General features: G+C 62.8%; 28 protein-coding genes and 2 pseudogenes. 12 read left to right on the top strand and 18 right to left on the bottom strand.

The window, feature by feature from the left end; all coding sequences use genetic code 11:
- The first annotated feature begins 88 nt into the window (after window positions 1–88).
- Window positions 89–1093: a sulfate ABC transporter substrate-binding protein gene (locus tag PSH59_RS08815; protein WP_248076262.1), complete on the top strand. Its 1005-nt coding sequence runs from the start codon at window positions 89–91 to the stop codon at window positions 1091–1093.
- 254 nt (window positions 1094–1347) lie between these two features.
- Window positions 1348–2544 carry an MFS transporter gene (locus PSH59_RS08810; RefSeq protein ID WP_305394827.1) on the top strand — a complete coding sequence of 399 codons (1197 nt, stop codon included), beginning with the start codon at window positions 1348–1350 and terminating at the stop codon, window positions 2542–2544.
- A 21-nt stretch (window positions 2545–2565) separates the two neighbouring features.
- Here the strand turns inward: PSH59_RS08810 and PSH59_RS08805 are convergent.
- Window positions 2566–2901: pseudogene (locus tag PSH59_RS08805) on the bottom strand (type II toxin-antitoxin system HicB family antitoxin); the annotation flags it as partial.
- Between PSH59_RS08805 and PSH59_RS08800 the strand changes: the two are divergent.
- Window positions 2895–3095, top strand: a pseudogene (locus PSH59_RS08800) (LysR family transcriptional regulator); the annotation flags it as partial. The pseudogenes PSH59_RS08805 and PSH59_RS08800 overlap by 7 nt on opposite strands.
- Before the next feature lie 24 nt (window positions 3096–3119).
- Here the strand turns inward: PSH59_RS08800 and phnN are convergent.
- On the bottom strand, window positions 3120–3692 hold the full coding sequence (gene phnN / locus PSH59_RS08795) for a phosphonate metabolism protein/1,5-bisphosphokinase (PRPP-forming) PhnN (protein ID WP_305394826.1): 573 nt from the start codon (window positions 3690–3692) through the stop codon (window positions 3120–3122).
- A gap of 428 nt (window positions 3693–4120) precedes the next feature.
- Between phnN and PSH59_RS08790 the strand changes: the two genes are divergently transcribed.
- A complete protein-coding gene (locus tag PSH59_RS08790; protein ID WP_305394825.1) occupies window positions 4121–4396 on the top strand; it encodes a DUF6124 family protein in 276 nt (91 codons plus the stop codon).
- 204 nt (window positions 4397–4600) lie between these two features.
- On the opposite strand, the gene PSH59_RS08785 is transcribed toward PSH59_RS08790, so the two are convergent.
- The 10 genes from PSH59_RS08785 to ccmA form a co-directional block, all read right to left on the bottom strand.
- The gene (locus PSH59_RS08785; protein ID WP_305394824.1) at window positions 4601–4996 is read right to left on the bottom strand and encodes a hypothetical protein; all 396 of its coding nucleotides are present in this window, start codon (window positions 4994–4996) and stop codon (window positions 4601–4603) included.
- Between the two features lie 15 nt (window positions 4997–5011).
- Complete coding sequence (gene ccmI / locus PSH59_RS08780) at window positions 5012–6196, bottom strand: c-type cytochrome biogenesis protein CcmI (protein ID WP_248076267.1); 1185 nt, start codon at window positions 6194–6196, stop codon at window positions 5012–5014.
- Window positions 6189–6662, bottom strand: coding sequence for a cytochrome c-type biogenesis protein (locus PSH59_RS08775; RefSeq protein WP_248076268.1), 474 nt, complete (start codon window positions 6660–6662; stop codon window positions 6189–6191). Before PSH59_RS08775 ends, ccmI begins: the two co-directional genes overlap by 8 nt.
- The gene (locus PSH59_RS08770) at window positions 6659–7195 is read right to left on the bottom strand and encodes a DsbE family thiol:disulfide interchange protein (RefSeq protein ID WP_248076269.1); all 537 of its coding nucleotides are present in this window, start codon (window positions 7193–7195) and stop codon (window positions 6659–6661) included. Before PSH59_RS08770 ends, PSH59_RS08775 begins: the two co-directional genes overlap by 4 nt.
- Entirely contained in the window at window positions 7192–9180 is a 1989-nt protein-coding gene (locus PSH59_RS08765; protein WP_305394823.1) for a heme lyase CcmF/NrfE family subunit, read from the bottom strand. Before PSH59_RS08765 ends, PSH59_RS08770 begins: the two co-directional genes overlap by 4 nt.
- A 3-nt stretch (window positions 9181–9183) precedes the next feature.
- On the bottom strand, window positions 9184–9639 hold the full coding sequence (gene ccmE, locus PSH59_RS08760; protein ID WP_305394822.1) for a cytochrome c maturation protein CcmE: 456 nt from the start codon (window positions 9637–9639) through the stop codon (window positions 9184–9186).
- Window positions 9636–9812 (bottom strand): heme exporter protein CcmD, encoded by a 177-nt coding sequence (gene ccmD, locus PSH59_RS08755; protein WP_248076275.1) that lies wholly within the window; start codon window positions 9810–9812, stop codon window positions 9636–9638. Before ccmD ends, ccmE begins: the two co-directional genes overlap by 4 nt.
- A complete protein-coding gene (locus tag PSH59_RS08750) occupies window positions 9809–10564 on the bottom strand; it encodes a heme ABC transporter permease (protein ID WP_305394821.1) in 756 nt (251 codons plus the stop codon). The genes ccmD and PSH59_RS08750 overlap by 4 nt, the downstream gene beginning before the upstream one ends.
- A gap of 84 nt (window positions 10565–10648) precedes the next feature.
- A complete protein-coding gene (gene ccmB, locus PSH59_RS08745) occupies window positions 10649–11317 on the bottom strand; it encodes a heme exporter protein CcmB (RefSeq protein WP_305394820.1) in 669 nt (222 codons plus the stop codon).
- On the bottom strand, window positions 11314–11949 hold the full coding sequence (ccmA, locus tag PSH59_RS08740) for a cytochrome c biogenesis heme-transporting ATPase CcmA (RefSeq protein WP_305394819.1): 636 nt from the start codon (window positions 11947–11949) through the stop codon (window positions 11314–11316). Before ccmA ends, ccmB begins: the two co-directional genes overlap by 4 nt.
- Window positions 11950–12148: 199 nt before the next feature.
- Here ccmA and PSH59_RS08735 point away from each other — a divergent pair, with 199 nt between their 5' ends.
- Together PSH59_RS08735 and PSH59_RS08730 are read left to right on the top strand one after the other, a co-directional pair.
- Window positions 12149–13726 carry a flagellar hook-length control protein FliK gene (locus PSH59_RS08735; RefSeq protein ID WP_248076287.1) on the top strand — a complete coding sequence of 526 codons (1578 nt, stop codon included), beginning with the start codon at window positions 12149–12151 and terminating at the stop codon, window positions 13724–13726.
- Entirely contained in the window at window positions 13723–14052 is a 330-nt protein-coding gene (locus tag PSH59_RS08730; RefSeq protein ID WP_248076289.1) for an EscU/YscU/HrcU family type III secretion system export apparatus switch protein, read from the top strand. The genes PSH59_RS08735 and PSH59_RS08730 overlap by 4 nt, the downstream gene beginning before the upstream one ends.
- Before the next feature lie 10 nt (window positions 14053–14062).
- Here the strand turns inward: PSH59_RS08730 and glp are convergent, their stop codons facing one another.
- Window positions 14063–15289, bottom strand: a complete 1227-nt coding sequence (glp, locus tag PSH59_RS08725) for a gephyrin-like molybdotransferase Glp (RefSeq protein WP_305394818.1) — start codon at window positions 15287–15289, stop codon at window positions 14063–14065.
- Window positions 15273–15812, bottom strand: coding sequence for a molybdenum cofactor biosynthesis protein B (gene moaB / locus PSH59_RS08720; protein ID WP_305394817.1), 540 nt, complete (start codon window positions 15810–15812; stop codon window positions 15273–15275). The genes glp and moaB overlap by 17 nt, the downstream gene beginning before the upstream one ends.
- 76 nt (window positions 15813–15888) lie before the next feature.
- Between moaB and mobA the strand changes: the two genes are divergently transcribed.
- Both mobA and PSH59_RS08710 read left to right on the top strand, forming a co-directional pair.
- Window positions 15889–16491 carry a molybdenum cofactor guanylyltransferase MobA gene (gene mobA, locus PSH59_RS08715; RefSeq protein ID WP_305394816.1) on the top strand — a complete coding sequence of 201 codons (603 nt, stop codon included), beginning with the start codon at window positions 15889–15891 and terminating at the stop codon, window positions 16489–16491.
- 80 nt (window positions 16492–16571) lie between these two features.
- A complete protein-coding gene (locus PSH59_RS08710) occupies window positions 16572–16793 on the top strand; it encodes a YgdI/YgdR family lipoprotein (RefSeq protein ID WP_010211805.1) in 222 nt (73 codons plus the stop codon).
- A gap of 55 nt (window positions 16794–16848) precedes the next feature.
- Here PSH59_RS08710 and PSH59_RS08705 read toward each other — a convergent pair whose 3' ends face one another.
- The 3 genes from PSH59_RS08705 to PSH59_RS08695 all read right to left on the bottom strand — a co-directional run bounded on the left by PSH59_RS08705 (window position 16849) and on the right by PSH59_RS08695 (window position 18458).
- Window positions 16849–17739: a pseudouridine synthase gene (locus PSH59_RS08705; RefSeq protein WP_305395281.1), complete on the bottom strand. Its 891-nt coding sequence runs from the start codon at window positions 17737–17739 to the stop codon at window positions 16849–16851.
- A 72-nt stretch (window positions 17740–17811) separates the two neighbouring features.
- Complete coding sequence (locus tag PSH59_RS08700; protein ID WP_010565034.1) at window positions 17812–18147, bottom strand: hypothetical protein; 336 nt, start codon at window positions 18145–18147, stop codon at window positions 17812–17814.
- Between the two features lie 74 nt (window positions 18148–18221).
- Window positions 18222–18458: a glutaredoxin family protein gene (locus PSH59_RS08695; protein WP_248076299.1), complete on the bottom strand. Its 237-nt coding sequence runs from the start codon at window positions 18456–18458 to the stop codon at window positions 18222–18224.
- A gap of 143 nt (window positions 18459–18601) precedes the next feature.
- Between PSH59_RS08695 and PSH59_RS08690 the strand changes: the two genes are divergently transcribed.
- A complete protein-coding gene (locus tag PSH59_RS08690; protein WP_305394815.1) occupies window positions 18602–20338 on the top strand; it encodes a monovalent cation:proton antiporter-2 (CPA2) family protein in 1737 nt (578 codons plus the stop codon).
- Here the strand turns inward: PSH59_RS08690 and PSH59_RS08685 are convergent.
- Complete coding sequence (locus tag PSH59_RS08685; RefSeq protein WP_248076303.1) at window positions 20325–21533, bottom strand: ammonium transporter; 1209 nt, start codon at window positions 21531–21533, stop codon at window positions 20325–20327. The two genes, PSH59_RS08690 and PSH59_RS08685, sit on opposite strands and share 14 nt — an antisense overlap.
- A gap of 346 nt (window positions 21534–21879) precedes the next feature.
- Between PSH59_RS08685 and PSH59_RS08680 the strand changes: the two genes are divergently transcribed.
- Genes PSH59_RS08680 through PSH59_RS08670 form a run of 3 tightly spaced genes read left to right on the top strand, consistent with a single transcriptional unit; the run spans window position 21880 to window position 22926 of the window.
- Window positions 21880–22194, top strand: coding sequence for a YqjD family protein (locus PSH59_RS08680; protein ID WP_248076305.1), 315 nt, complete (start codon window positions 21880–21882; stop codon window positions 22192–22194).
- A gap of 4 nt (window positions 22195–22198) precedes the next feature.
- Window positions 22199–22588, top strand: a complete 390-nt coding sequence (locus PSH59_RS08675; RefSeq protein WP_248076308.1) for a phage holin family protein — start codon at window positions 22199–22201, stop codon at window positions 22586–22588.
- The gene (locus tag PSH59_RS08670) at window positions 22585–22926 is read left to right on the top strand and encodes a hypothetical protein (RefSeq protein ID WP_248076310.1); all 342 of its coding nucleotides are present in this window, start codon (window positions 22585–22587) and stop codon (window positions 22924–22926) included. The genes PSH59_RS08675 and PSH59_RS08670 overlap by 4 nt, the downstream gene beginning before the upstream one ends.
- Window positions 22927–22936 lie beyond the last annotated feature (10 nt).

Raw genomic sequence — 22936 nt, 5'->3', positions numbered from 1 at the left:
TCTTTTTAATCTTTAAGCGACTATGGCACCCCGGCTATAGTCGCTGGCAAAAGGCCTTACCCTTCTCTGAAACAACAAGGAATGAGCAGTGAAAAAACTCGTTAGCGCCACTCTCCTGGCCGCCGGCCTTGCCCTGGCGGGCGCCGCGCACGCCGCACCGGTCACCCTGCTCAATGTCTCCTACGACGTGATGCGCGATTTCTACAAAGACTACAACGCCGCCTTCCAGAAGCACTGGCAAGCCGAGCACCCGAACGACAAGCTGACCTTGCAGATGTCGTTCGGCGGTTCCAGCAAACAAGCGCGTTCGGTGATCGACGGCCTGCCGGCCGACGTGATCACCATGAACATGGCCACCGACATCAATGCCCTGGCCGACAACGGCAAACTGGTTCCGGACGACTGGGTCACCCGCCTGCCGAACAACAGTGCACCGTTTACCTCCGCCACCGTGTTTATCGTGCGCAAAGGCAACCCAAAGGCACTGAAAGACTGGCCCGACCTGCTCAAGGATGGCGTGCAGGTGATCGTGCCCAACCCGAAAACCTCGGGTAACGGCCGCTACACCTACCTGTCGGCCTGGGGCTATGTGCTCAAGAACGGTGGTGACGAAGAGAAGGCCAAGACCTTTGTCGGCAAACTGTTCAAACAGGCACCGGTGCTCGACACGGGCGGTCGTGCGGCCACCACCACGTTCATGACCAACCAGATCGGCGACGTGCTGGTGACCTTCGAGAACGAGGCCGAAATGATCGCCCGTGAATTCGGCCGTGACCAATTCGAAGTGATCTACCCAAGCGTCTCCGCCGAAGCCGAGCCGCCCGTGGCGGTGGTCGACAAAGTGGTCGACAAAAAAGGCACCCGCGTAGCTGCTGAAGACTACCTGAAGTACCTGTGGTCGCCAGAGGGCCAGGAAATCGCCGCCAGCAACTATCTGCGCCCACGTGACCCGAACGTGCTGGCCAAGTACACCGACCGCTTCCCGAAAGTCGACTTCCTGTCGGTGGAGAAAACCTTTGGTGACTGGCGCACCGTGCAGAAGACCCACTTCAATGACGGCGGCGTGTTCGACCAGATCTACTCCGGCCAATAACCGAACCAGCCCGCTCACTGGCGTGAGCGGGCCCATTTGCCCCAGGCTTTCCCTCCCACCTGTTACTCCGGTGGCGCCCCTCCCCCTTTCCCGGCAGAAAAACAGCCCGAGCCATAATCCGCGGGTTTGCTGTCTCAGTAGTTGTATCTGAATGTATCATCACCCGGCATAAGTGATATCACCACAAACGGCCTACTCGCCGCCGGGCCTTGTCTTTACTCTCGCCGCATCTTCCTTCGCTTTATGAGAACACCATGAACGCCACTTCCCACGCCACAACCACCATGACTCGAGGCATGGTGATGCTGTTTGCGTTTTGCTGCGGCGCGATCGTCGCCAATATCTACTACGCCCAGCCGATCATCGAGCTGATCGCCCCGGACATCGGCCTCACACCGGCGATGGCCAGCCTGATCGTGTCGTTGACGCAGATCGGCTATGCCTTGGGCCTGTTCTTCCTGGTGCCACTGGGTGACCTGCTGGAAAACCGCAAGCTGATGATCCTCACCACCGTCGTGGCGATTGCAAGCCTGTTGGGCGCGGCATTTACCGCGCAGCCGAACCTGTTTTTGCTGGTGTCGCTGCTGATCGGCTTCAGCTCGGTGTCGGTACAGATCCTGATCCCGCTGGCCGCGCACCTGGCGCCCGCCGAAACGCGCGGCCGGGTGGTGGGCAGCATCATGGGTGGGCTGCTGCTCGGTATTTTGCTGGCACGGCCGGTGTCCAGCGTGGTGGCGGATCACTTCGGCTGGCGTGCAATGTTCATGGCCGCCGCTGCATTGATGGCGTTTATCAGCGTGGTGCTGATGCTCACCATACCCAAGCGCCAACCGGATCACAGCGCCAGCTATGGCCAATTGCTGCGCTCCCTGGGCACCCTGCTGCGTGAACAACCACTGCTGCGCCAACGCGCGTTTTACCAGGGCTGCCTGTTCGCCACCTTCAGCCTGTTCTGGACCGCCGCCCCGCTGGAGTTGGTGCGCAACCACGGCCTGAGCCAGACCCAGATCGCCCTCTTCGCCCTGGTGGGTGCCATTGGCGCCATCGCCGCGCCCATCGCCGGGCGCCTGGCCGACGCGGGCCATACCCATCGCGCCTCGCTTTTGGCGATGCTGTTCGCGGCGCTGAGCTTCCTGCCGGCCTTCATACACCCGCTGTACAGCGTGATCGGCCTGGCGGTGACCGGCGTGGTCCTGGACTTCTGCGTGCAGATGAACATGGTGCTTGGCCAACGCGCCATCTACGCCCTCGACGCCAACAGCCGCAGCCGCCTCAACGCGCTGTACATGACCAGCATTTTCATCGGTGGCGCCTTCGGCTCGGCGATTGCCAGCAGTGTGTATGAACACGGCGGCTGGCTGGGGGTGATGGTAGTGGGCAGTGCGTTGCCGCTGGTGGCATTGCTGCGGTTCCTCAGTGTGTCGCGGCGCACCGCGGCGGCAGTGGCCTGACTCACCGCCCCAGAGCGCTCCTCACGAACGAACCAACTTCTCCAAAGCCGCGTCCGCCAGAAATGACGAGCGGCTTTTGACCTTGTGCTCCCGCACGTATCGGTCGATGCGCTGAATGACATAACCGGGCAAGGTCACGTTGACCTTCTCGGTCCTGCCCAGATAGGGCGAAATGTCCAACTCCAGCATGCCCCAGCCCATCCCGGCGTAGTCTTCGTGCGCATGATGCCTGGCGACCGAGGTTGGCATCGGAATCAACCCGCCCTCTGCGGCGATCTCTTGCAGCAGGATGTGCGCAATTTCCACGGCGGCGTTGTACGCCTCTTCAAAACTGTCCCCGGCCGTGGCTGCGCCCGGGGATGGGTCAACCCGCCGTGTCCAAGAGCATCGCGCACTTGGAGACGCGCCTGGCGGTACGGTTAGTCATGCGTTCCACGCGGGGCCTGACCCCGACCGAAGCGGGCCTGGCATTTTTCGACAAAGCCAGGGGCGCCATCGATCAAGCCAACGAGGCCGATGAGGCTGCACGCGGTGCCGGTGGTGGGTTGTCGGTGTGACGATCATCCATCGTCTGTTCACGCGCAGGCCGAGTGCCCCTGGTCCAGACAGCACAGCAAACGCTCGACCGTGTGTTGCAGCGGCCCGGAGTTATCCAGCACGAACAACCCGCCGCCATTGGCCGCGATCAGTTGCTCGGTGAACCGCGCATTGCGCGCCAGGCGTTCCTCGATATCTGCCAGCGACTCACGCCCGCGTGCGATCAGGCGCTGGCGTAACACGACTTGATCCACCGTCAGCAACAGCACCAGACACGTTGGGTAACGCTCGCGGGTTTGCGCCAGGTGCCCACGGGAACCGTTGACCAGCACGTCTTCCCCGGCGGCGAGCCAGTCGTCAACCGCCTTGGGAATGCCGTAGCACAGTCCGTTGGCCTGCCAGCTCAGGGCAAATGCACCCTCGGCCTCCATCACGGCAAACTGCGCCGGGCTCACGCCCTGGGCGGCTTCACCTACCGCCTCGGCCGAACGGGTAATCACCCGGCGCACAATGCGACAGCCGCGCTCGGCCAAACGCGGGCGCGCGGCGTCCAACAGGCAGTCCTTGCCCGAACCCGAGGGCCCGATGAGATAGATCAACCTGCCTGACATCAACACACTCTCTTTGCTTGTTTGCACACGTTTTCGCCCACTATGCCGGTTTGCTCGACACCGCTGAGTATATCCGGCAACCCCTCTGCAGCCAGACTGGCGGTGGCCACCTTACCGGGAACGCGTGAGCCATGACAGCTGTGGGCTGTTAGGACCTGCCCTACACAGCTTTCGGCTTGCGTCCGATCAAGCTCACCGCTAACCTTCGCGGGTCGCTGCAAAATCAGCGAACGGGTGTGGTAGCCCGGTTCCTTCATAGATCCCCAAAACGCTCGAGGGCGTTTTTTTGTGCGGGCTGCTTTGTGGCGGCTGTGCATGGGAGGCTTCGGCCTGCCGGGTTTCTATGACCGGTCTACCACCCCGTGTGCAGTCGCCTCCTTATATCGTGTGGTAGCGAGATGGAGGTGCTCATTCATAGGAGCTTCGCCATGAAAAAAGTTACTCCAAACCCCCCACCATCCGCCTCGGATGACACCCCACTAACCCCACCCGACGTTATCTTTACCCTCCGCCCCGGTCTCAGCACCGAATCTGCCCTGAGCAATGCCAGCGAAATGCTGGAATCGGCCACTGCCTGTGCGTACGACTGTGCCGAGCACTTGGAAGGCGTAAGCCGCAAACGGGTGCTGGCGGTGGTGCAGATGGTGGAAATTGCACAGTTGTTGGTGGATGAGGCGCTGGAGCGAGCGTGTCCGGTAGCCTGATACCCTGGTGAACCCGGTGGGAAGCCGGCTTGCTGGCAAAGACCGTCGGTCTCTGCACAATTCCCGGTGAACGAAAACCCCATGGGCAACCGACCTGTTGTGGTGAGCGGGCTTGCCCCGCGCTGGGCTGCGAAGCAGCCCTGAAAACCATGCCCCCGGTTAGAAATATAAACATTAAAAAGGCGACCCTCAGGTCGCCTTTTGTCATTGCGCGTACTGCTTGCTCAACCCCGGCGGTACGCCCTGCACGTCGGTGTCTTCCCATGGGCCATTCGGGCTGATGGAGCGGCTCCAGCCGTTGCTCCAGCGGTAATAGGTGCGCTGGCGGTAGAAGGTGTCCGGCTGGTCGTCGAGCACGTAGACCTGCATCTTGCCATCCCAATGGCTGGCGGCGCCGGGCGGTGGGGCGAAGGTCGGCGATTTGGTCGGTAGCGGTTTAGGCGGCGGCGTGACCGGGCCGGAAGGTTGTTTGCTCGGCTGGGTCGACGGGCCCGACGGCGGGATGGTCGGACCGGTAGGGCCAGGCGGTGGCCGATGGACCGCACAGGCACTCAGGCCTAATACGAGGCTGAGCAGGGTGATACGTGCGAATGCGGTCATGGGCGTTTCCTCGAATTACGGGTCCGGACTGTCGATGGTCAGTTGCTGCTGCGCGGTGGTGCTGCTGGCCAGGGGTTGGCTGCGGCCGATCCATTCGCCCTTGGTCGGCTGACCGGCCCGGGAGATGCGCGCAACGAGTTGGACTTCGGGGAAGTTGGACAGTTTCAACTGCGGCATCATTGCGTCGGCATCGCCCAATTCGACGGTGATCGGCAGCTCGGCAACGGTGACACGTTTGACCGCCAACGGAGCCGGCGGGCCGCTGACGGCGCGGGCGAAGATGAACACGCTGTCGCTCGGCAGGGCTTTGGCCTTCACGTCGGCGGCCAGGTCCACGCGAACCTTCATCACCGCTTTGGGTGCGACAGTGCCACCGCTCTCTTTGAGCTTTTGCGTCGCGCGGTCGATGCCGCCCTGCAGGGCGGCGCGGGAGTTGTCTTGCGGCGGCAACTGCGCCAGCAGACGGCCCCAGTAATCAATCGCGTCCTGATAGCGCTGGCCTTCAAACGCGGCAATCCCCAGCAACCCCAAGCTGGTGACTTCGTTCGGGTCGAGCTTCAAGGCTTCATCGGTCAGCGCCTGGACTTTTGGCGACCACTGTTTGTTGTCGGCAAAGTACTGCGCCTGGGCCCATTGGCCGAGCAGTTCCGGCTGGCGACCCGCCAGGGCGACGGCGCGTTCGAAAACCTTGGCCGCATCAGCCGAGCGGTCCTGGGCCATGTAGGCGCGGCCGAGGAAGTACAGGCCTTCGGCCGAGTCCGGCTGGGCCGCAGCGGCGCGCTCCAGACGCTGGGTCATGTCTTGCAGGGACACCGGTGGCTGGGAGAATTCGCGGGTCAGTTCGACCTTGTCGCTGGCGCCGAAGTGCAGGTACATACCGAGGCCGAGCACCGGCACCAACACGGCGGCGAGCAATGGCAGCGGCTTGCCCAGGCGTGATTCGCGGGGTTTTTCCAGCCCTTCGGTATCGGCGAGCAATTCGCGGGCGGCTTCGGCGCGACCGGTGTCCAGTTGCGCGGCATTCAGGACGCCTTCGTCCTGCTGCACTTGCAGTTCGGCGACACGTTCTTGATACAGCGCCACGTTCAGCGCGGTGCGATCCTCTTCACGCTGGGCACGACGGCCGCGCAACACAGGGATCAACAGGAAACTCAGGGCAATCAGAAGCAGCAAGCCGGCTGCGAGCCAGAAATCAATCATCAGTCTTGGTGTCCAGCAAATGGTCGAGGCGTTTACGCTCTTCAGGGGACAGCGCGTCGCTGCCGTCGGCCGGCGCGGCGCGACGGCGGCGCACGATCACCGCCATCACCCCCACACCGGCCAGCAGCAGTCCGGCGGGGCCGAACCAGAGCAGCGCGGTCTTGCCGGTGAGCGCCGGTTTGTAGCGCACGAAATCACCGTAGCGATCGACCATGAAGTCGATGATCTGCTGGTTGTCCTTGCCCTCCCCCAGCATGCGAAAGATCTCTTTGCGCAGGTCGGCGGCGATGGGTGCGTTGGAGTCGGCAATGTCCTGGTTCTGGCACTTGGGGCAGCGCAGCTCCTTGGTCAACTCGCGAAAGCGCTCGCGCTCGGCGTCATTGGCAAACTCGTAGGTGTCGATGGCCGCCTGGGCGACGCCGGCCAACCCCACTGCCAGCACGGCAGCCACTAACAAACGCTTCATGGCTTGGCCTCATCGACCAGCGCCTGGTACTTGGCCGCCAGTTGTTCACGCCAGACCACCTCGTCGATCACGCCGACGTACTTGTCGCGGATCACGCCCTTGGCATCGATAAAGAAGGTTTCCGGGGCGCCATACACGCCCAGGTTCAAGCCCAGGTTGCCGTCTTCGTCGCGGATGTCCAACTGGTACGGGTTGTGAAACTCCGCCAGCCACTTCAAGGCCGCGGCGTTGTCGTCCTTGTAGTTGATGCCGTAGATCACCACGCCTTTTTCGGCCAGCTTGTTCAGCACCGGGTGCTCGACACGGCAGGAGATGCACCAGGTGCCCCACACGTTGACCAGTGCCGGTTTACCCAGCAGGTCGGCGCGGGTCAGGCGCTTGTCGCCCTGCACGTTGGGCAACGCAAACTCGGGGAATGGCTTGCCGATCATGGCCGAGGGCAGCTCGGCCGGGTCCAGGTACAGGCCGCGATACAGAAACACCGCGACCACCAGGAACAGGGCCAGCGGCAAGACCATCAACCAACGTTTCATACCGATGCTCCTTGCAAACCGAGGGCTTCACGCACCCGGCTCTTGACCTTGACCCGATAACGCCGATCCAACGCGGCCAGCAGCCCGCCGAAGCCGGTGAGCAAGCCGCCGAACCAGATCCAGCGCACAAACGGTTTGACATGCACGCGCACCGCCCAGGCGCCCTCGCCCAACGGTTCACCCAAGGCCACGTAGAGGTCGCGGGTGAAGCCGGCGTCGATGCCGGCTTCGGTCATCATTGAGCTCTGCACGGTGTACAGGCGTTTTTCCGGGTGCAGCACGGCGATTTCCTGACCGTTGCGCACTACGCGCACGGTGCCTTTGTCTGAGGTGAAGTTCGGCCCTTCATAGTGCTTGGCGCCTTCGAAGATGAACTGGTAACCGGCCAGGTCCATGGACTCGCCCGGTGCCAGGCGCAGGTCGCGCTCGGCGCTGTTCTGGCTCGACAGCACCACGCCCAGGGCGCACACGGCGATGCCGATGTGGGCGATCTGCATGCCCCAGTAGCTGCGGGTCAGGGTCGGCAGGCCTTTGATCAGGCCTTTGTGGCGGGTTTTGTCAGCGATATCGCGCACACCGGCCAGCAGCACCCAGGCGGCGAGCAGGAAGGTGGCGAGCACCGCCCAGTTGAAATCGCCATAGGCCACGCCGGCGATCACCGCCAGGGCCACGCTGCCCAGCAGCACCGGCATCAACATGCCGGCCAGCCATTTCACCGGGGTGTCTTTCCAGCGCACCAGCACGCCGACCGCCATCACCCCCATCAACAGGCCCATCAACGGGATAAACAACGCGTTGAAGTACGGCGGGCCGACGGACAGTTTGGCGCCGCTCAAGGCATCCAGCACCAGCGGGTACAGCGTGCCGAGCAGGATCATCGAAGCCGCCACCACCAGCACCAGGTTATTGCCCAGCAACAGGGTTTCCCGCGACCACAGGTTGAAGCCCACCTGACTCTTGACCACCGGCGCGCGCAGGGCGAACAGGGTCAGCGAACCGCCCACCACAAACAGCAGGAAGATCAGGATGAACACGCCGCGCTCAGGGTCGGAGGCAAACGCGTGAACCGAGGTCAGCACGCCCGAACGCACGAGGAAGGTGCCGAGCAGGCTGAGGGAAAACGCCGCGATGGCGAGCAACACGGTCCAGCTTTTGAACACGCCGCGTTTTTCGGTGACGGCCAGCGAGTGAATCAGCGCCGTGCCCACCAGCCACGGCATGAACGAGGCGTTTTCCACCGGGTCCCAGAACCACCAGCCCCCCCAGCCGAGTTCGTAGTAGGCCCACCACGAGCCGAGTGTGATGCCGATGCCGAGGAAGGCCCACGCCACGATGGTCCACGGCCGCGACCAGCGCGCCCATGCTGCGTCAAGACGCCCGCCCAGCAAGGCGGCGATGGCGAAAGCGAACGCCACGGAGAAACCGACATAGCCCATGTACAGCATCGGCGGGTGCACGATCAGGCCGATGTCTTGCAGCAAGGGGTTGAGGTCATGCCCGTTTGCCGGGATCTGCGGCAGGATGCGGGTGAACGGGTTGGAGGTCATGATCAGGAACAGCAGGAAGCCGATGCTGATCATGCCCATCACCGCCAGCACCCGCGCCAGCATCACTTGCGGCAGCTGACGCGAGAACACCGACACGGCAAAGGTCCAGCCGCCGAGAATCAGCGCCCAGAGCAGCAACGAGCCTTCGTGGGCGCCCCACACGGCGCTGAACTTGTAGTACCACGGCAGCGCGCTGTTGGAGTTATTGGCGACGTAGGCGACAGAAAAGTCGTCGGTCATAAAGGCGTAGGTCAGGCAGCCAAACGCGAACAGCAGGAACGCGAACTGGCCCCAGGCGGCCGGCTGCGCCAGGCTCATCCACAGGCGGTCACCGCGCCAGGCGCCGAGCAGCGGCACCACGGCCTGCACAATGGCAAAGCACAGGGCGAGGATCATCGCCAACTGGCCCAGTTCGGGAATGAACAATGCGGACATCATCACTTAGCCCTCCTTCGCGGGGGTTGGCGCGGATTGACCGCTGTCTTTGAGGGCCTTGGTGACTTCCGGCGGCATGTATTTCTCATCGTGCTTGGCCAGTACTTCATCGGCCACCACCACGCCGTCGGCGTTGAGCTTGCCCAGGGCGACGATGCCCTGGCCTTCGCGGAACAGGTCCGGCAGGATGCCGCGGTACGTAATGGTCACCGCCTTGTTGAAGTCGGTGACTACGAAGGTCACGTCCAGGGAGTCGCCGGAGCGCTTGAGCGAGCCCTTCTCCACCATGCCGCCGGCGCGGATGCGCGTGTCCAGCGGGGCTTCGCCGTTGGCGATCTGGGTCGGGGTGTAGAACAGGTTGATGTTCTGCTGCAAGGCGCTCAAGGCCAGGGCCATGGCAATGCCGACGCCGGCCATGATGGCGAGGATGATCAACAGACGCTTTCTACGCAGCGGATTCACTTTTCGGTCTCCCGGCGCAGACGACGCGCCTCTTGTTGCAGGTAACGCTTGCGGGCCAGGATCGGCGCGGCGACGTTGAGGGCCAGCACCGCCAGGCAGATGCCATAGGCCGTCCAGACATACAGACCATGGTGGCCCATGGCGAGAAAATCGCTGAAAGAAGAGAAGCTCATCCACGCGCTCCCAGGCAGGTTTGCACTTCGGCCTTGACCCAACTGGCGCGCGCTTCACGCTTGAGCACTTCAAGGCGCATGCGCATCAGCAATACCGCCCCGAAGAAGCAGTAGAACCCCAGCACCATCAACAGCAGCGGCGCCCACATTTCCACGGGCATCGCCGGTTTTTCGGTGAGGGTGAAGGTGGCGCCCTGGTGCAGGGTGTTCCACCACTCCACCGAGTATTTGATGATCGGGATGTTGATCACGCCGACAATCGCCAGCACCGCGCAGGCCTTGGCGGCGCTGTCACGATTGCTGATCGCGTTGCCCAGGGCAATCAGACCGAAGTACAGAAACAGCAGAATCAACATGGACGTTAGTCGTGCATCCCACACCCACCACGACCCCCAGGTGGGTTTGCCCCAGATCGCACCGGTGACCAGCGCCACGGCGGTCATCCAAGCGCCGATGGGCGCCGCGCATTGCAGGGCCACGTCGGCCAGTTTCATCTTCCACACCAGGCCGACGATGCCGCACACCGCCAGCATCACGTAGCAGGACTGGGCCAGCATCGCGGCAGGCACGTGGATATAGATGATGCGAAAGCTGTTGCCTTGTTGATAATCCGGCGGCGCGAAGGCCAGGCCCCAGACCACGCCGATGCCGATCAGCAGCACGGCGAAGAGGCTCAGCCACGGCAGCAGTCTGCCACTGATGCCGTAAAACCATTTGGGTGAGCCGAGCTTGTGAAACCAGGTCCAGTTCATTGCTGTTTCTCACGGTTGCTTCTCGTCATTGCGAGAAGCGTAGGGTCTTTACTGACAAAACGTATAACGCTCGGTCAGACCTCATTATTCGCCGACGCTGATCTTCAGGCCGGCCGCTATAGCAAAGGGTGTCAGGGTTACCGCCAGGGCGGTCAGGCTGCCAAGCCACAGGAGGTAACCGGTCGCCGGCATACCCATGAGCGCGGCCTGCAAGGCGCCGCTGCCCAGGATCAATACCGGGATGTACAACGGCAGAATCAGCAGGGCCAGCAACAGGCCCCCGCGCTTCAACCCCACGGTCAACGCTGCGCCCACCGCCCCCAACAGGCTGAGCACTGGCGTGCCGAGTAACAGACTCAGCAGCAGGATCGGCAGGCATTCAACGGGCAGGCCCAGCATCATCGCCAACAGTGGCGAGAGCAACACCAGCGCCAGGCCGGAAAACGCCCAGTGTGCCAGCACCTTGGCCAGCACCAGAAGTGGCAGGGGGTGCGACGAAAGGACCCACTGTTCCAGGGAGCCGTCTTCGAAATCACTGCGAAACAGCCCGTCCAGCGAGAGCAGAACCGCTAAAAGCGCCGCCACCCACACCAGTCCCGGGGACAAGGTTTGCAACAGTTTAGTCTCGGGGCCGACCGCCAGCGGGAACAGCGCAATCACGATAGCGAAGAACACCAGCGGGTTGGCCAGTTCAGCCGGGCGACGGCACAACAGCCGCGCTTCGCGGGCGAGCAACAGGGCGAACACACTCATGCCGCCCACCGCCCCAGGTCCAGCTCACGGTAACCGGCAGGCAGGCGAACCAGGGTGTGGTGGGTGGTGAGCAGGACCGTGCCGCCCTGCTCGCAGTGCCGTGCCAGGTGCTCTTCCAACTGCGCAACGCCCTGTTTGTCCAGGGCGGTGAACGGTTCGTCGAGGATCCACAGCGACGGCCCCGGCAAGTACAGGCGCGCCAGGGCCACGCGGCGCTGTTGGCCGGCGGACAGGGTGTGACAGGGGACGTCTTCAAACCCCTTGAGGCCCACGGCGGCCAGCGCCTGCCAGATGGCGTCGCGCGGGGCGGGGTGATGCAGGGCGCTGAGCCAGCTGAGGTTTTCTTCGGCGGTGAGCACGTCTTTGATGCCAGCGGCGTGGCCGATCCAGATCAGGTTGCGCGCAAGCTCAGTGCGTTGTTCGGTGAGCGGTTTGCCGTTGAGGCGCACCACGCCGGCCGTGGGTTGCATCAACCCGGCCAGCAAGCGCAGCAGACTGGTCTTGCCGCTGCCATTGGGCCCGCTGACCTGCACCATGTCGCCGCCCGCCAGCCGCAGTTCGAGGTGTTCGAACAGCAGGCGCAGGTCGCGTTCACAGGAAAGCGCTACGGCTTCAAGAAGAGGGCTGGTCAAGAGATCGCGGGCCTTTACGGTTCAAGTCGGCGGTGCAGCGGCCGTTAAAGAAAGATGCACAATAACGGCTTTGGCGACCGATTTTAGAGAGCTGGATCAAATAGTTGTGAGGTTTTTACCGCTCTCTTTGCAGACGGGCGGCATTATACATGCGATGCCCTACGCTAAAGAGGGCAATTTCCCAGAGACGATGCGCACGATGACCGGCGAGATCAACCTTCCCACACTTGCTCCCACACCGACGGCCGGGCAAAGCCCTGCGCCTGCCACGGGAGCCTTGCTGAAACTGCTGGAGCCGCAGATCGGGCTGATCGAGCCGGGGAAAACCGCGAACGCCGAAGTCATCGCCCTCAAACAAGGCGGTGAAGCTTTTCAGTTACTGCTCAAGTTGACCCTCGACGGCGGCCGCCAGACCCTGGTGCAGGCCAGCAGTGCCCAGCCATTGCCGCTGGGGAGCAATGTGGCGGTGAGCCAGACCCCGGCGGGTAACCTGACCCTCAGCTTGCAGCAGGCCCTGAGTGCCAATGTGGCGGCCCTGACCCGTATCGACACAGAACGGATGCCGGTGGGCACGTTGTTGCAGGCCAAGGTGCTGACCACCCAGATGCTGCCCCAGGGCACCACGCAACCGGCGATCTACCGCTCGCTGGTGACCGTGCTCAACAATGCGCAGGCGGGGGCGACGCTGACCGTGGAAAGCCCCCAGCCGTTGCGCGTGGGCAGCCTGCTCAGTGCTGTGGTGCAAAACGCGCAAACCCTGAGCTTTGTGCCGTTGAGCGGGCTTAAGGATCAATTGGCCGTCACGCAACAACTGGCCACCCAGCAAAGCCGCCAAGGCTCGCTGGATGCGGTCTTCACGGCGTTGCAGAACCTGCCCCGCGGCGACAGCACCTCGGCCGACCTGCGCGCCGCAGCGGATCGCTTGCTCGCCGCCCTGCCCGACCTGGACCAAGTGAGCAACCCCAAGGTGCTGGCCCAAGTGATCCAGAACAGCGGTGCGTTTCTGGAAGCCAAATTACTTGCCGGACAAAACCCGCAGGTACCACCGTTGGACATGAAAGGCGCGCTGCTGCGCCTGGTCGCTGATTTGCTGCCGGCCCTGCCCACCACCACCAACCTGAATGCGATCCTGGCCGCCAATACCCTGGCCCAGGTCATGCCGAACTTCGTGCGCAGCCCGCTCAATACCCTCGGCCAGGTCAGCGCACGGCAAGCGCCGGTGAGCTTCCCGCTGCCCGAGCGGCTGATGGCGAAACTGGAAGGCGAAGGCGATCTGGAAAACCTGCTGCGCCTGGCCGCCGGGGCGATTTCGCGCTTGCAGAGCCACCAACTGTCGAGCCTGGAGCAGACCGGCACCACCGCCGATGGTCGCCTGCAAAGCACCTGGCAATTGGAAATCCCCCTGCGTACCCTGCAGGACATCGTGCCGCTGCAGGTCAAGTTCCAGCGCGAAGAACCGGCGCAGGACAAGGACCAGCCTGAACGCAAAACCAACAAAGACCCCAAGCACATGCTCTGGCGCGTCGAACTCGCGTTCGATATGGAGCCGCTGGGGCCATTACAGGTCCAGGCGCAACTGACCCAGGGCAAACTGTCCAGCCAGTTGTGGGCGACGCGTCCCTTCACTGCCAGCTTGATCGAAAGCCACCTGGGCAACCTGCGCGAGCGCCTGGTCACATCGGGCCTCAACGTCGGCGACCTGGACTGCCACCTGGGCACCCCGCCACGCGGGCCGAAAACCGGACTGGAGCAACGTTGGGTGGATGAGACCGCATGAAAAACACCGAATCGTCACGCCAGGCCATTGCCCTCAAATACGACGGACAACAGGCCCCGACCCTGACCGCCAAGGGCGACGATGCCCTGGCCGAAGCGATCCTCAAGCTGGCACGGGAAAACGAAGTGCCGATCTATGAAAACGCCGAGCTGGTAAAGCTGCTGGCGCGCATGGAACTGGGGGACAGCATCCCGGAGGAGTTGTACCGCACCATCGCCGAGATCATTGCGTTTGCCTGGACGTTAAAGGGCAAGTTCCCGGTGGGCTATGACCCGGATGCCGCGCCGGTGGAACGCGATGTGACCGAGCGCGGCGACGACTACTGACTGTCTGTCATCAGTTCAAGACTTCGCTGAGGGGAATGAAGTTGACGCGATCACCGACCGTGAGCGTGGTCCCTTCCACCACCTCCACCAACCCCTCGGCCCAGGCCGCGCTGCGCAGCACGCCAGAGCTCTGGTTGCGGTAGATGATCGCCTGGCCCCGCTCGATGCGCCCACGCAAGTACTCGCGGCGGTTGCCCGGTTTGGGCCAGTCGAAGCCCACCGGCACCTCGAAACGCAGCGGCTCGACCTCTGCCACGCCCTGACGGCGCAGGATGTACGGCCGCGCCAACAGCGCAAAAGTGACCAGGGTCGAGGCTGGATTGCCTGGCAGGCCGATCACCGGCACGCCGCGAAAATGGCCGACGGTCAGCGGTTTGCCGGGTTTGATGGCGAGCTTCCACAGGGCCAGTTCGCCCTCTTCGCGCAGGGCGATACCGAGAAAATCCGCTTCGCCCACCGACACACCGCCCGTGGACAGGATCAGGTCCACGCTGCCCAGGCTCGCTAGGCGCGCGCGGGTCTGCTCCAGGTCGTCCGGGAGAATCCCGGCATCGATCACTTCACATCCCAGACGCGCGAGCCATGAGCACAGCAGGCGGCGGTTGCTGTTGTAGATCTGGCCCGGCCCCAGGGGCAAGCCAGGCTCAACCAGCTCATCGCCGGTGGACAACACCGCCACGCGCACGCGGCGCACCACGTCCAACTTGTCGCGGCCCAGGGAGGCGGCAAGGCCGAGTTCGATCGGGCCCAGGCGCGTGCAGGCCGACAGCACACATTCACCGACGGTGGTTTCCTGGCCCTGGGGGCGGATGTTCTGGTGGGCGTGCAACGGCTGGGTAAAGCTCACACGCTCATCGGCGTGAACCGCCGCGTTTTCCTGCATCTCTACGCAATCGGCGCCCTCCGGCACCGGCGCGCCGGTGAAGATACGCGCACAGGTCCCCGCCGCCAGAGGCTGGGGGGCGTTACCGGCGAATATGCGCTGGCTCACCACCAGCGGCTCGCCGGTCCAGTCCGCCAGACGCAGGGCGTAACCGTCCATGGCACTGTTGGGCCAGGGCGGCAGGTCGAGGGTGGAGACCAGGTCCTGCGCCAAGACCCGGCCGTCACACTCGGCCAGGGGCAAGGCGTGCCGCTCTTGGATCGGCGCGGTTTCGGCCATCGCCAGCAGCTGCTGCAGCGCTTGTTCTACCGGCATCAGGGCGCCGGTCTTGCCGGGCTTACCCACGGGATTCACACGGTGCGGCCTGTTTCAGGTGCGGTACGAAATTGCACGGGCGGTGACGGTTGTCCAACTGCTCGGCCAGGATGCCGTCCCAGCCGGTGCGCACGGCATTGGTGGAGCCCGGCAGGCAGCAGACCAGGGTGCCGTTGGCCAGGCCGGCCAGGGCGCGCGATTGCACAGTGGAGGTGCCGATATCGGCCACGGAGATCTGGCGGAACAGCTCGCCAAAACCGTCGACCTGCTTGTCCAGCAGGCAACTGACCGCTTCAGGGGTGCTGTCACGGCCGGTGAAGCCGGTACCACCGGTGATCAGCACCACCTGCACCACGTCTTCGGCGATCCAGTGGGCCACTTGGGCGCGGATTTTGTAGAGGTCGTCCTTGAGCAGCACGCGCTCGGCCAGGGTGTGGCCGGCGGCGATCAGGCGGTCGACGAAGACCTGGCCCGAGGTGTCGGTGTCCAGGGTGCGGGTGTCGCTGACGGTCAATACAGCGATGTTCAGGGGTACGAAGGGCGCATCTGCCTTGGCTTTCATGGCACGGTCCGGTTGTCGAAGGATCAGCCCGGTGTTATATCACAGGCCCCTATTTACCTGCCGCAGCGGAACCGCCATGTCTCTGGATTCTTCGTCCTTTCCCTGCTCGATCTTGCTCTTGGCCGGTGGGCGCGGCCAGCGCATGGGCGGCCAGGACAAAGGCCTGCTCGCGTGGCGCGGCCAGCCGCTGATTGCCCATCTGCAGCGGCTGGTGCGACCGCTGACGGACGACCTGATCATCTCGTGCAATCGCAACCAGGCGCTGTATGCGCCCTATGCCGACCAACTGGTGGGCGACGACAACCCCGACTTCCCCGGCCCGCTTGCCGGCATCCGCGCCGGATTGGCCGCTGCGCGCCATGACCATCTGCTGATACTGCCGTGCGATGTGCCGTATATCGACGCTCAACTCTTGGCCGACCTGCGCGAAATCGCGCAGCGCCATCCACGGCTGCCAGTGATGGTGCGCCATGGTGAGTTCTGGGAACCCTTGATCTGCATCATCCCCACCCTACTGCGAAACGCGGTAGAACAGGCGTGGCACGCCGGCGAACGCAGCCCGCGCAAGATCTTCCTGCAACTGGGCGGCATGGGCCTGGAGTGCCCGGCCGATGATCCGCGCCTGGCCAACCTTAATACGCCTGAGCTGTTGCACCCAAAGTCTGACGTGTCAGAATGAACCTTCGCACAAGGAACTTTGGCGACGTCTTACACGTCTCAAGGTCAGCACTCAAAAGTATTCTCTCGGAGACAACACCCATGACTCAACGGACCATCGCCGCTCTCATGCTTGCACTGGGCCTCGCCACCCTCGCCGGTTGCGCCTCGCCGACAGTGATCACCCTGAATGACGGTCGCGAAATCCAGGCTGTCGACACCCCGAAATACAATGAAGATTCGGGTTTCTACGAATTCGAACAACTTGACGGCAAGCGCACCCGCATCAACAAAGATCAGGTTCGCACCGTTAAAGACCTGTAAGTCTTAGCGTTTACCCTCAAGGCCCGCCTCGCGCGGGCCTTGTCGTTTGTGGGGTTTACCAATCGAGGGTGATTGCGCTGCGAAAGCTGCGTTGCTGCCCGGTGACCGGGTCGATAAACCGCACGCCCTGGGCCAGCAGCTTGAGGGGGTTGGCGTAATCGTCCACCGCGTCCTTGATCACATCCGGGTAGAACGGGTCATTGCAGATGCTCGCGCCGAGGGCGGTCATGTGCACACGCAGTTGGTGCTTTTTGCCGGTCACGGGGGACAGGCCGTAGCGCCACAGCTCGCCGTTTTTTTCGCGCACCTGCACCGCCGTTTCGGTGTTGGTCACGCCCTCGCCTTCGCGCATGCGGAAAAAGGGTTCGCCCTCCACCAGACGGCTTTTGTGCACCAGGGGGAACGTCAACCCTGGCAGGGCCGGGGCGATGGCTTCGTAGAATTTGTCGATGCGGCGTGTGGGAAACAACTGCTGATACGCGGCGCGGCTGGCCGGGTTGGCCGAGAACAGCACGAGCCCGGCAGTGTGCCGGTCGATGCGGTGCAACGGCACCAGTGAAGGGTTGTCCAGGCGGCGAATCAGGCGACGCAGCAGGGTTTGCTCGACGTACTCGCCAGCCGGGGTCACGGGCAGGAAGTGCGGTTTATCCGCCACCACCAAGTGGTCATCGGCGTACAGGATGGTCTCCTTCACCGGGATCACTTTTTCGTTCGGCACTTCGCGAAAGTAATAGATGCACAGGCCTTCTTTGTAAGCCAGGTCCTGGCGGATCGGCTGGCCGTTGATATCCAGCACCCGGCCACGGGCGATGCGGTCCAGCCAGTGTTCGCGACTGATTGCCGGGAAGTGTTCGCACAGGCAATCAAGTACTGTCGCCCAAAGACCGGGGGGCAGGTACAGGGTGCTGGCCTGATGCTGTGACGCAGAAAAACCGGAAGTGGACATGCCGATGCTCGAAGCCTTGAAAAACCGGCGGGCATTATCCCGCATGAAGCGGGATTCGGCCTAGGGCGGATATCAGGCCTTGGCCAGTTCCGCCCGCAGGATTGGCGAAGCACTCGCGGCCTCGGTGAATTCCTTGAGCCAGCGCAACACGTCCACCGCTTCCCAGCGGCCCGGATCGTACAAGGCGTAGAGCAAGCCCTGGTAACCCACCACATCCAGTTGCTTGTGGTAACCGGCGCGCTGGAACAGCGCTTCGATCTCGGCAAAGCAGGTATTGAAGTGCACTTTGTTAAATGGCGTCTTGCCTTCCGTGACCAGACCATCGAGGCGCAGCTCGTTCACCGCGTCGCGCACGACGTCGGCGGACATGCGATTGACGCTGCTTTTCAGTTGTTCAACATTCACCACGGGCGTTCCCTCTATTCAATCGCTGTACAAACATACAGTAACGTAATATTTGGAAACCCGCCATCGCCTAAACCTCAGAGAAGGAAGGCGACAACCTGCTCCGTGTCGAACGGCCAATCCAGTTCGGCACCGGTGTCTACCCGGCGCAGCACCGGAATCCTTAGGCCGTAGGCTTCAAACAAGGCTTGGGAATCTGCGATATCCACCAACTCCACCAGCAACCCGTGTTCGACGAGCGGCATGATTTCAGCTTCTGCAAGCTCACACAGATGGCAGCCCAAGGTGGTGAACAACTGGCATTCTGGAGGCATGGCGAAACACCTGGTCAGGAATAGGCGTCCATTTTAGGCCGACTCATTATCCCTGGCGAGCCGATAAACCCTGATCCAGGTCAGCATGGCCTATAACTGATTCAGCGATTCTCGCGGCTTTTTGCCTGCCGCCTGCAACGGAGATGCGTGTGTTTGCCAACCTGCTGATCATTCTGGCCTCATCCCTGGTGGTGATTGCGCTGTTTCGCCGGCTGCAACTGCCCCCCGTGCTGGGCTACCTGTGTGTGGGCCTGGCTGTGGGGCCCACCGCGCTGGATTGGGTGAATGACAGCGAAGCGTTACCCGACCTCGCTGAACTGGGTGTGGTGTTCCTGCTGTTCTCCCTGGGCCTGGAGTTCTCCCTGACCAAGATGCTGGCCCTGCGCCGCGTGGTCTTTGGCCTGGGCAGTTTGCAAGTGCTGGGGTGTGCGGCGCTGCTGGGGGGCTTGTTGATGGCCCTGGGGGTGGCACCGGGCATAGCGTTGCTGCTCGGTGCGGGGTTGGCGCTGTCGTCCACGGCGATCGTCAGCAAGGAGCTGACCAGCCTCGGGGAAATTTTCAGCAGCCATGGGCAGAATGCGATTGGCGTACTGCTGTTTCAGGACGTAGTCGCCGTGTTGCTGCTGACATTGGTCCCGGTGTTTGCCGGCCACAGCGACCAGGTCTGGTACCTGGCCTTGCCGCTGACCCTGGGCAAAACCGTGGTGCTGTTCGTTGGCCTGCTGCTGGCCAGTCGCTGGTTATTGCCGCGTCTGTTTAAGGAAGTGGCCGCGTCCCGTTCCGCAGAGCTGTTTGTGCTGTTGGCACTGGTGATCGTATTGCTCACCGCCTGGTTGACTCACCTGCTCGGCCTGTCGCCGGCCCTTGGCGCGTTTCTGGCCGGCATGCTGCTGGGGGAAAGCCATTATCGCCACCAGATCGAAGCGGACATCCGACCCTTTCGCGACATTCTGCTGGGCCTGTTTTTTGTCAGCATCGGTATGCTCATCGACCTGCAGCTATTCCTCAGCCACGGCCTGTTGATTCTCGGCCTGACCCTCACGCTGATGCTGGTCAAGGGTGGCGTGGTCGCCCTACTGGTCAAGCTGCGCGGCAGCGACAGTGAAACCGCCTGGCGCAGCGGCCTGGCCCTGGCCCAGGGCGGTGAGTTCTGTTTTGCGCTGATGGCGCAGATGCAGCAAAGCCGGCTGATCCCGGACCAGTTCAATGGCTTGCTGCTGGCCGCCACCTTCTGCTCGATGTTGCTGACCCCGCTGCTGTTGCGCGCCGCGCCGGCCATCGCCCTGCGCCTGCACCGCAAACCCAACCAGCAAGTGCAATTGGAGCAAATCACTGCGCTCAACGCTCAGCTACACGGCCATGCGGTGATCTGTGGCTACGGCCGTGTCGGCCAATCTATCGGGCGTTTTCTGCGCCACGAGGGGCAAGCGTTCATCGCCCTGGATGACGACCCCGAACGTGTACAGGAGGCCGCGACCGAGGACAGCAGCGTGCATTACGGCGACTGTCGTCGAGGCGCCCTGCTCAGCGCGGTGGGCCTGGAACGCGCGCGCCTGGTGGTGATTGCGGTGGACAACAGCGATGTGGCCCTGGTGGTGCTCAAGGAAGCGCGCCGCATCAACGCCCAGGTACCGATCCTGGTGCGCACGCGCGACGACAGCCAGTTGGCCGAACTGAAAGCCGCGGGCGCCAGCGAAGTGGTGCCCGAGTTGCTGGAGTCGAGCCTGATGCTTGCCTCCCACGCCTTGATTCTGCTGGGCATGCCGGACCAGCAGGTGCAGGCGCGGGTCGATCAAGTGCGGCACTCGCGCTATCGCCTGCTGCACGGCTTCTACACACACACGGATCCCGATGAAGAAACGCCGATCAATCCTGACTGACCGCGCCGATCTTATGGATCGACAGATCCGCGCCGTAATACTCCTGCTCCTGGCTCAGGCGTAGCCCGTGCACGCGCTTGATCACGCCGTACACCAGCAGTCCACCGCCAAACGCCACCGCCACGCCCAGGCCGGTGCCAATCAACTGGCTGATCAGGCTCACACCGCCCAAGCCGCCGAGCGCCGTCTGGCCAAAGATGCCGCAGGCAATCCCGCCCCACACGCCGCACAGGCCATGCAGTGGCCATACCCCCAGCACATCGTCGATCTTCCAGCGATCCTGGGCCGCGATGAAACACCACACGAACAGCCCGCCGGCGACCACACCGGTGACCAGCGCGCCCACCGGGTGCATCAGATCGGAACCGGCGCATATCGCCACCAGCCCGGCCAGGGGGCCGTTGTGCAGGAAGCCGGGGTCATTGCGCCCGATCACCAGCGCGGCGACGGTGCCACCGACCATGGCCATCAGCGAATTGACCGCCACCAGGCCGCTGACACCACTCAGGGTCTGCGCACTCATCACGTTAAAACCGAACCAGCCGACGATGAGGATCCACGACCCAAGCGCCAGGAACGGAATACTCGACGGCGCAAAGGCCACCAGCCGCCCTTCGCGGTAGCGCCCGTTGCGCGGGCCCAGCAGCAACACCGCCGCCAGCGCCAGCCAGCCACCCATGGCGTGCACCACCACCGAACCGGCGAAGTCATGGAAACTGGCGCCGAAGGTGGCAAGCAGCCAGGCTTGCACGCCGAAATTGCCGTTCCACACCATGCCTTCGAAAAACGGGTAGATAAACGCCACGATCAACGCCGTGGCGCACAACTGCGGAGCGAACTTTGCACGCTCGGCGATACCCCCGGAAATAATCGCCGGGATCGCTGCGGCAAACGTCAGCAAGAAGAAGAATTTCACCAGGCCATAACCGTGGTCGGCACTGATCACGGCCGCCGGTTGCATGAAGCTCACGCCGTAAGAGATCCAGTAGCCTATAAAGAAATAAGCCAGCGTGGAGATGGCGAAGTCGCTGAGGATCTTGGACAGGGCATTGACCTGGTTTTTCTGGCGCACGGTGCCGACTTCAAGAAACGCGAAACCGGCATGCATGGCCAGCACCATGACCGCACCGATCAGAATAAACAGGGTGTTGGAGCTATGGACGAGGGTGTCCACCGCACTTTGCAAATTTTCCATGGAGGTTGGCAGGCCTGCATTAAAGGCAAAAAGCACCAAAGCGGTTCAAGCCAGGGTTGCGCGCACTAAATTGGCACTTGCGGCACCATCCCTCTTTAGAGGATGTGAACCGCTTTAGGGCAGCGATCAACACAACAGGCCATGGCCGACAGGGTTTTTCCGCGAGTTTGAGTTATTTAAGGTAAGGTTTTTGAGGGCTTGTGGCCTTACCGCCCGGATTCAGCGCAGACCTCGGGGCCTGCGCACCAAGGCAAAGCAAAAGCTGTACCAGACAATTGCACTGAACCTTCACCGATGCCGGTGACTCGAAACCACACGTACAGATCAGCTCATCACGGAGATAACCATGGCCAGAAAAACAGCACAGACCGCCCAAGAAATACTGATGGCGGATTTTCAAACCCTGGTCAGTGACACCGAAAAGTTGCTCGATGACACCGCGATTCTGGCCGGTGACCAGGCCGACGAGCTGCGCAGCAAGATTCATGAGAGCCTGCTCAAGGCCCGTGAAACCCTGCAACTGACCGAAGACTCGCTGCGCGAACGCAGCCAGGCAGCGATCACTGCCACTGAAGATTATGTGCAGGCCAACCCTTGGCAGTCGGTGGGTATTGCCGCCGGCGTGGGCTTTCTGATCGGCCTGCTGGCCACAAGGCGCTAACACTATGGCTATCGGCGAAAACGGCTCGTCCACGGGCACAAGCTCCACTTCACGACGCCTGGGCGCAGCCGTTCTTGGCTTGCTGCACAGCCACGTCGAACTGTTCGGCATCGAATTGCAGGAGCAGAAGGCACGCACTGTGAGCCTGCTGTTGTTCGCAGGCCTGGCACTGGTATTCGCCCTGCTGTTGCTGGTGGGGTTGTCGACGCTGGTGATGATCCTGGTATGGGACACCGGCTACCGCCTGACCGGGATCATCTGCCTGTGCGTGTTCTACAGCCTGGCCGCCGCGTTTTGCGGGGTGCGGCTCAAGGCCGCGGTGTTCGATGAATCCACGCCTTTCCATGCCACCCTCGAAGAGCTGGCCAATGACCGGGAGCGCCTGCTGCCATGAGCCTGACTGAGATCCCGCAAAACACTTCGCGGCGAGAAATGCGCAAGGCCTTGATCCGCCTGCGCATGGAAATGCACCGCCAGGAAATCCGCCACGAGTCCCAGCAGTTGATGGCGCCGCTGCACAAAGTGCGCGACATGCGCCACAACTGGCAGGACAGCCTGGGCATCAAGCACGCGCCGCTGTGGGGCGTGGCGGCGGTGACGCTGATGGGCTTCTTTACCGGCAAGGGCGCCAAGGGCGGCAGTATCAGCAGCCTGACGCGTCTGGTGCGCCTGGGCGCGGGTTTGATCCCACTGATCAAACTGGCGATGGCCGGCAGTTCGCGCAAAGGTTAAGCACTGCTGG

The sequence above is a fragment of the Pseudomonas sp. FP2309 genome (assembly GCF_030687575.1).
Lineage (GTDB): Bacteria > Pseudomonadota > Gammaproteobacteria > Pseudomonadales > Pseudomonadaceae > Aquipseudomonas.
Note: the sequence above shows the minus strand (reverse complement) of the source record. Positions and strands in the feature narration are given on the sequence as shown.

Coding starts and splice junctions, on each gene's coding strand:
- PSH59_RS08810 (WP_305394827.1), top strand. CDS start 1,348: ATGAACGCCACTTCCCACGCCACAACCACCATGACTCGAGGCATGGTG.
- phnN (WP_305394826.1), bottom strand. CDS start 3,692: ATGTCAGGCAGGTTGATCTATCTCATCGGGCCCTCGGGTTCGGGCAAG.
- PSH59_RS08790 (WP_305394825.1), top strand. CDS start 4,121: ATGAAAAAAGTTACTCCAAACCCCCCACCATCCGCCTCGGATGACACC.
- PSH59_RS08785 (WP_305394824.1), bottom strand. CDS start 4,996: ATGACCGCATTCGCACGTATCACCCTGCTCAGCCTCGTATTAGGCCTG.
- ccmI (WP_248076267.1), bottom strand. CDS start 6,196: ATGATTGATTTCTGGCTCGCAGCCGGCTTGCTGCTTCTGATTGCCCTG.
- PSH59_RS08775 (WP_248076268.1), bottom strand. CDS start 6,662: ATGAAGCGTTTGTTAGTGGCTGCCGTGCTGGCAGTGGGGTTGGCCGGC.
- PSH59_RS08770 (WP_248076269.1), bottom strand. CDS start 7,195: ATGAAACGTTGGTTGATGGTCTTGCCGCTGGCCCTGTTCCTGGTGGTC.
- PSH59_RS08765 (WP_305394823.1), bottom strand. CDS start 9,180: ATGATGTCCGCATTGTTCATTCCCGAACTGGGCCAGTTGGCGATGATC.
- ccmD (WP_248076275.1), bottom strand. CDS start 9,812: ATGAGCTTCTCTTCTTTCAGCGATTTTCTCGCCATGGGCCACCATGGT.
- PSH59_RS08750 (WP_305394821.1), bottom strand. CDS start 10,564: ATGAACTGGACCTGGTTTCACAAGCTCGGCTCACCCAAATGGTTTTAC.
- ccmB (WP_305394820.1), bottom strand. CDS start 11,317: ATGAGTGTGTTCGCCCTGTTGCTCGCCCGCGAAGCGCGGCTGTTGTGC.
- PSH59_RS08735 (WP_248076287.1), top strand. CDS start 12,149: ATGACCGGCGAGATCAACCTTCCCACACTTGCTCCCACACCGACGGCC.
- PSH59_RS08730 (WP_248076289.1), top strand. CDS start 13,723: ATGAAAAACACCGAATCGTCACGCCAGGCCATTGCCCTCAAATACGAC.
- moaB (WP_305394817.1), bottom strand. CDS start 15,812: ATGAAAGCCAAGGCAGATGCGCCCTTCGTACCCCTGAACATCGCTGTA.
- mobA (WP_305394816.1), top strand. CDS start 15,889: ATGTCTCTGGATTCTTCGTCCTTTCCCTGCTCGATCTTGCTCTTGGCC.
- PSH59_RS08710 (WP_010211805.1), top strand. CDS start 16,572: ATGACTCAACGGACCATCGCCGCTCTCATGCTTGCACTGGGCCTCGCC.
- PSH59_RS08705 (WP_305395281.1), bottom strand. CDS start 17,739: ATGTCCACTTCCGGTTTTTCTGCGTCACAGCATCAGGCCAGCACCCTG.
- PSH59_RS08695 (WP_248076299.1), bottom strand. CDS start 18,458: ATGCCTCCAGAATGCCAGTTGTTCACCACCTTGGGCTGCCATCTGTGT.
- PSH59_RS08690 (WP_305394815.1), top strand. CDS start 18,602: ATGCGTGTGTTTGCCAACCTGCTGATCATTCTGGCCTCATCCCTGGTG.
- PSH59_RS08685 (WP_248076303.1), bottom strand. CDS start 21,533: ATGGAAAATTTGCAAAGTGCGGTGGACACCCTCGTCCATAGCTCCAAC.
- PSH59_RS08680 (WP_248076305.1), top strand. CDS start 21,880: ATGGCCAGAAAAACAGCACAGACCGCCCAAGAAATACTGATGGCGGAT.
- PSH59_RS08675 (WP_248076308.1), top strand. CDS start 22,199: ATGGCTATCGGCGAAAACGGCTCGTCCACGGGCACAAGCTCCACTTCA.
- PSH59_RS08670 (WP_248076310.1), top strand. CDS start 22,585: ATGAGCCTGACTGAGATCCCGCAAAACACTTCGCGGCGAGAAATGCGC.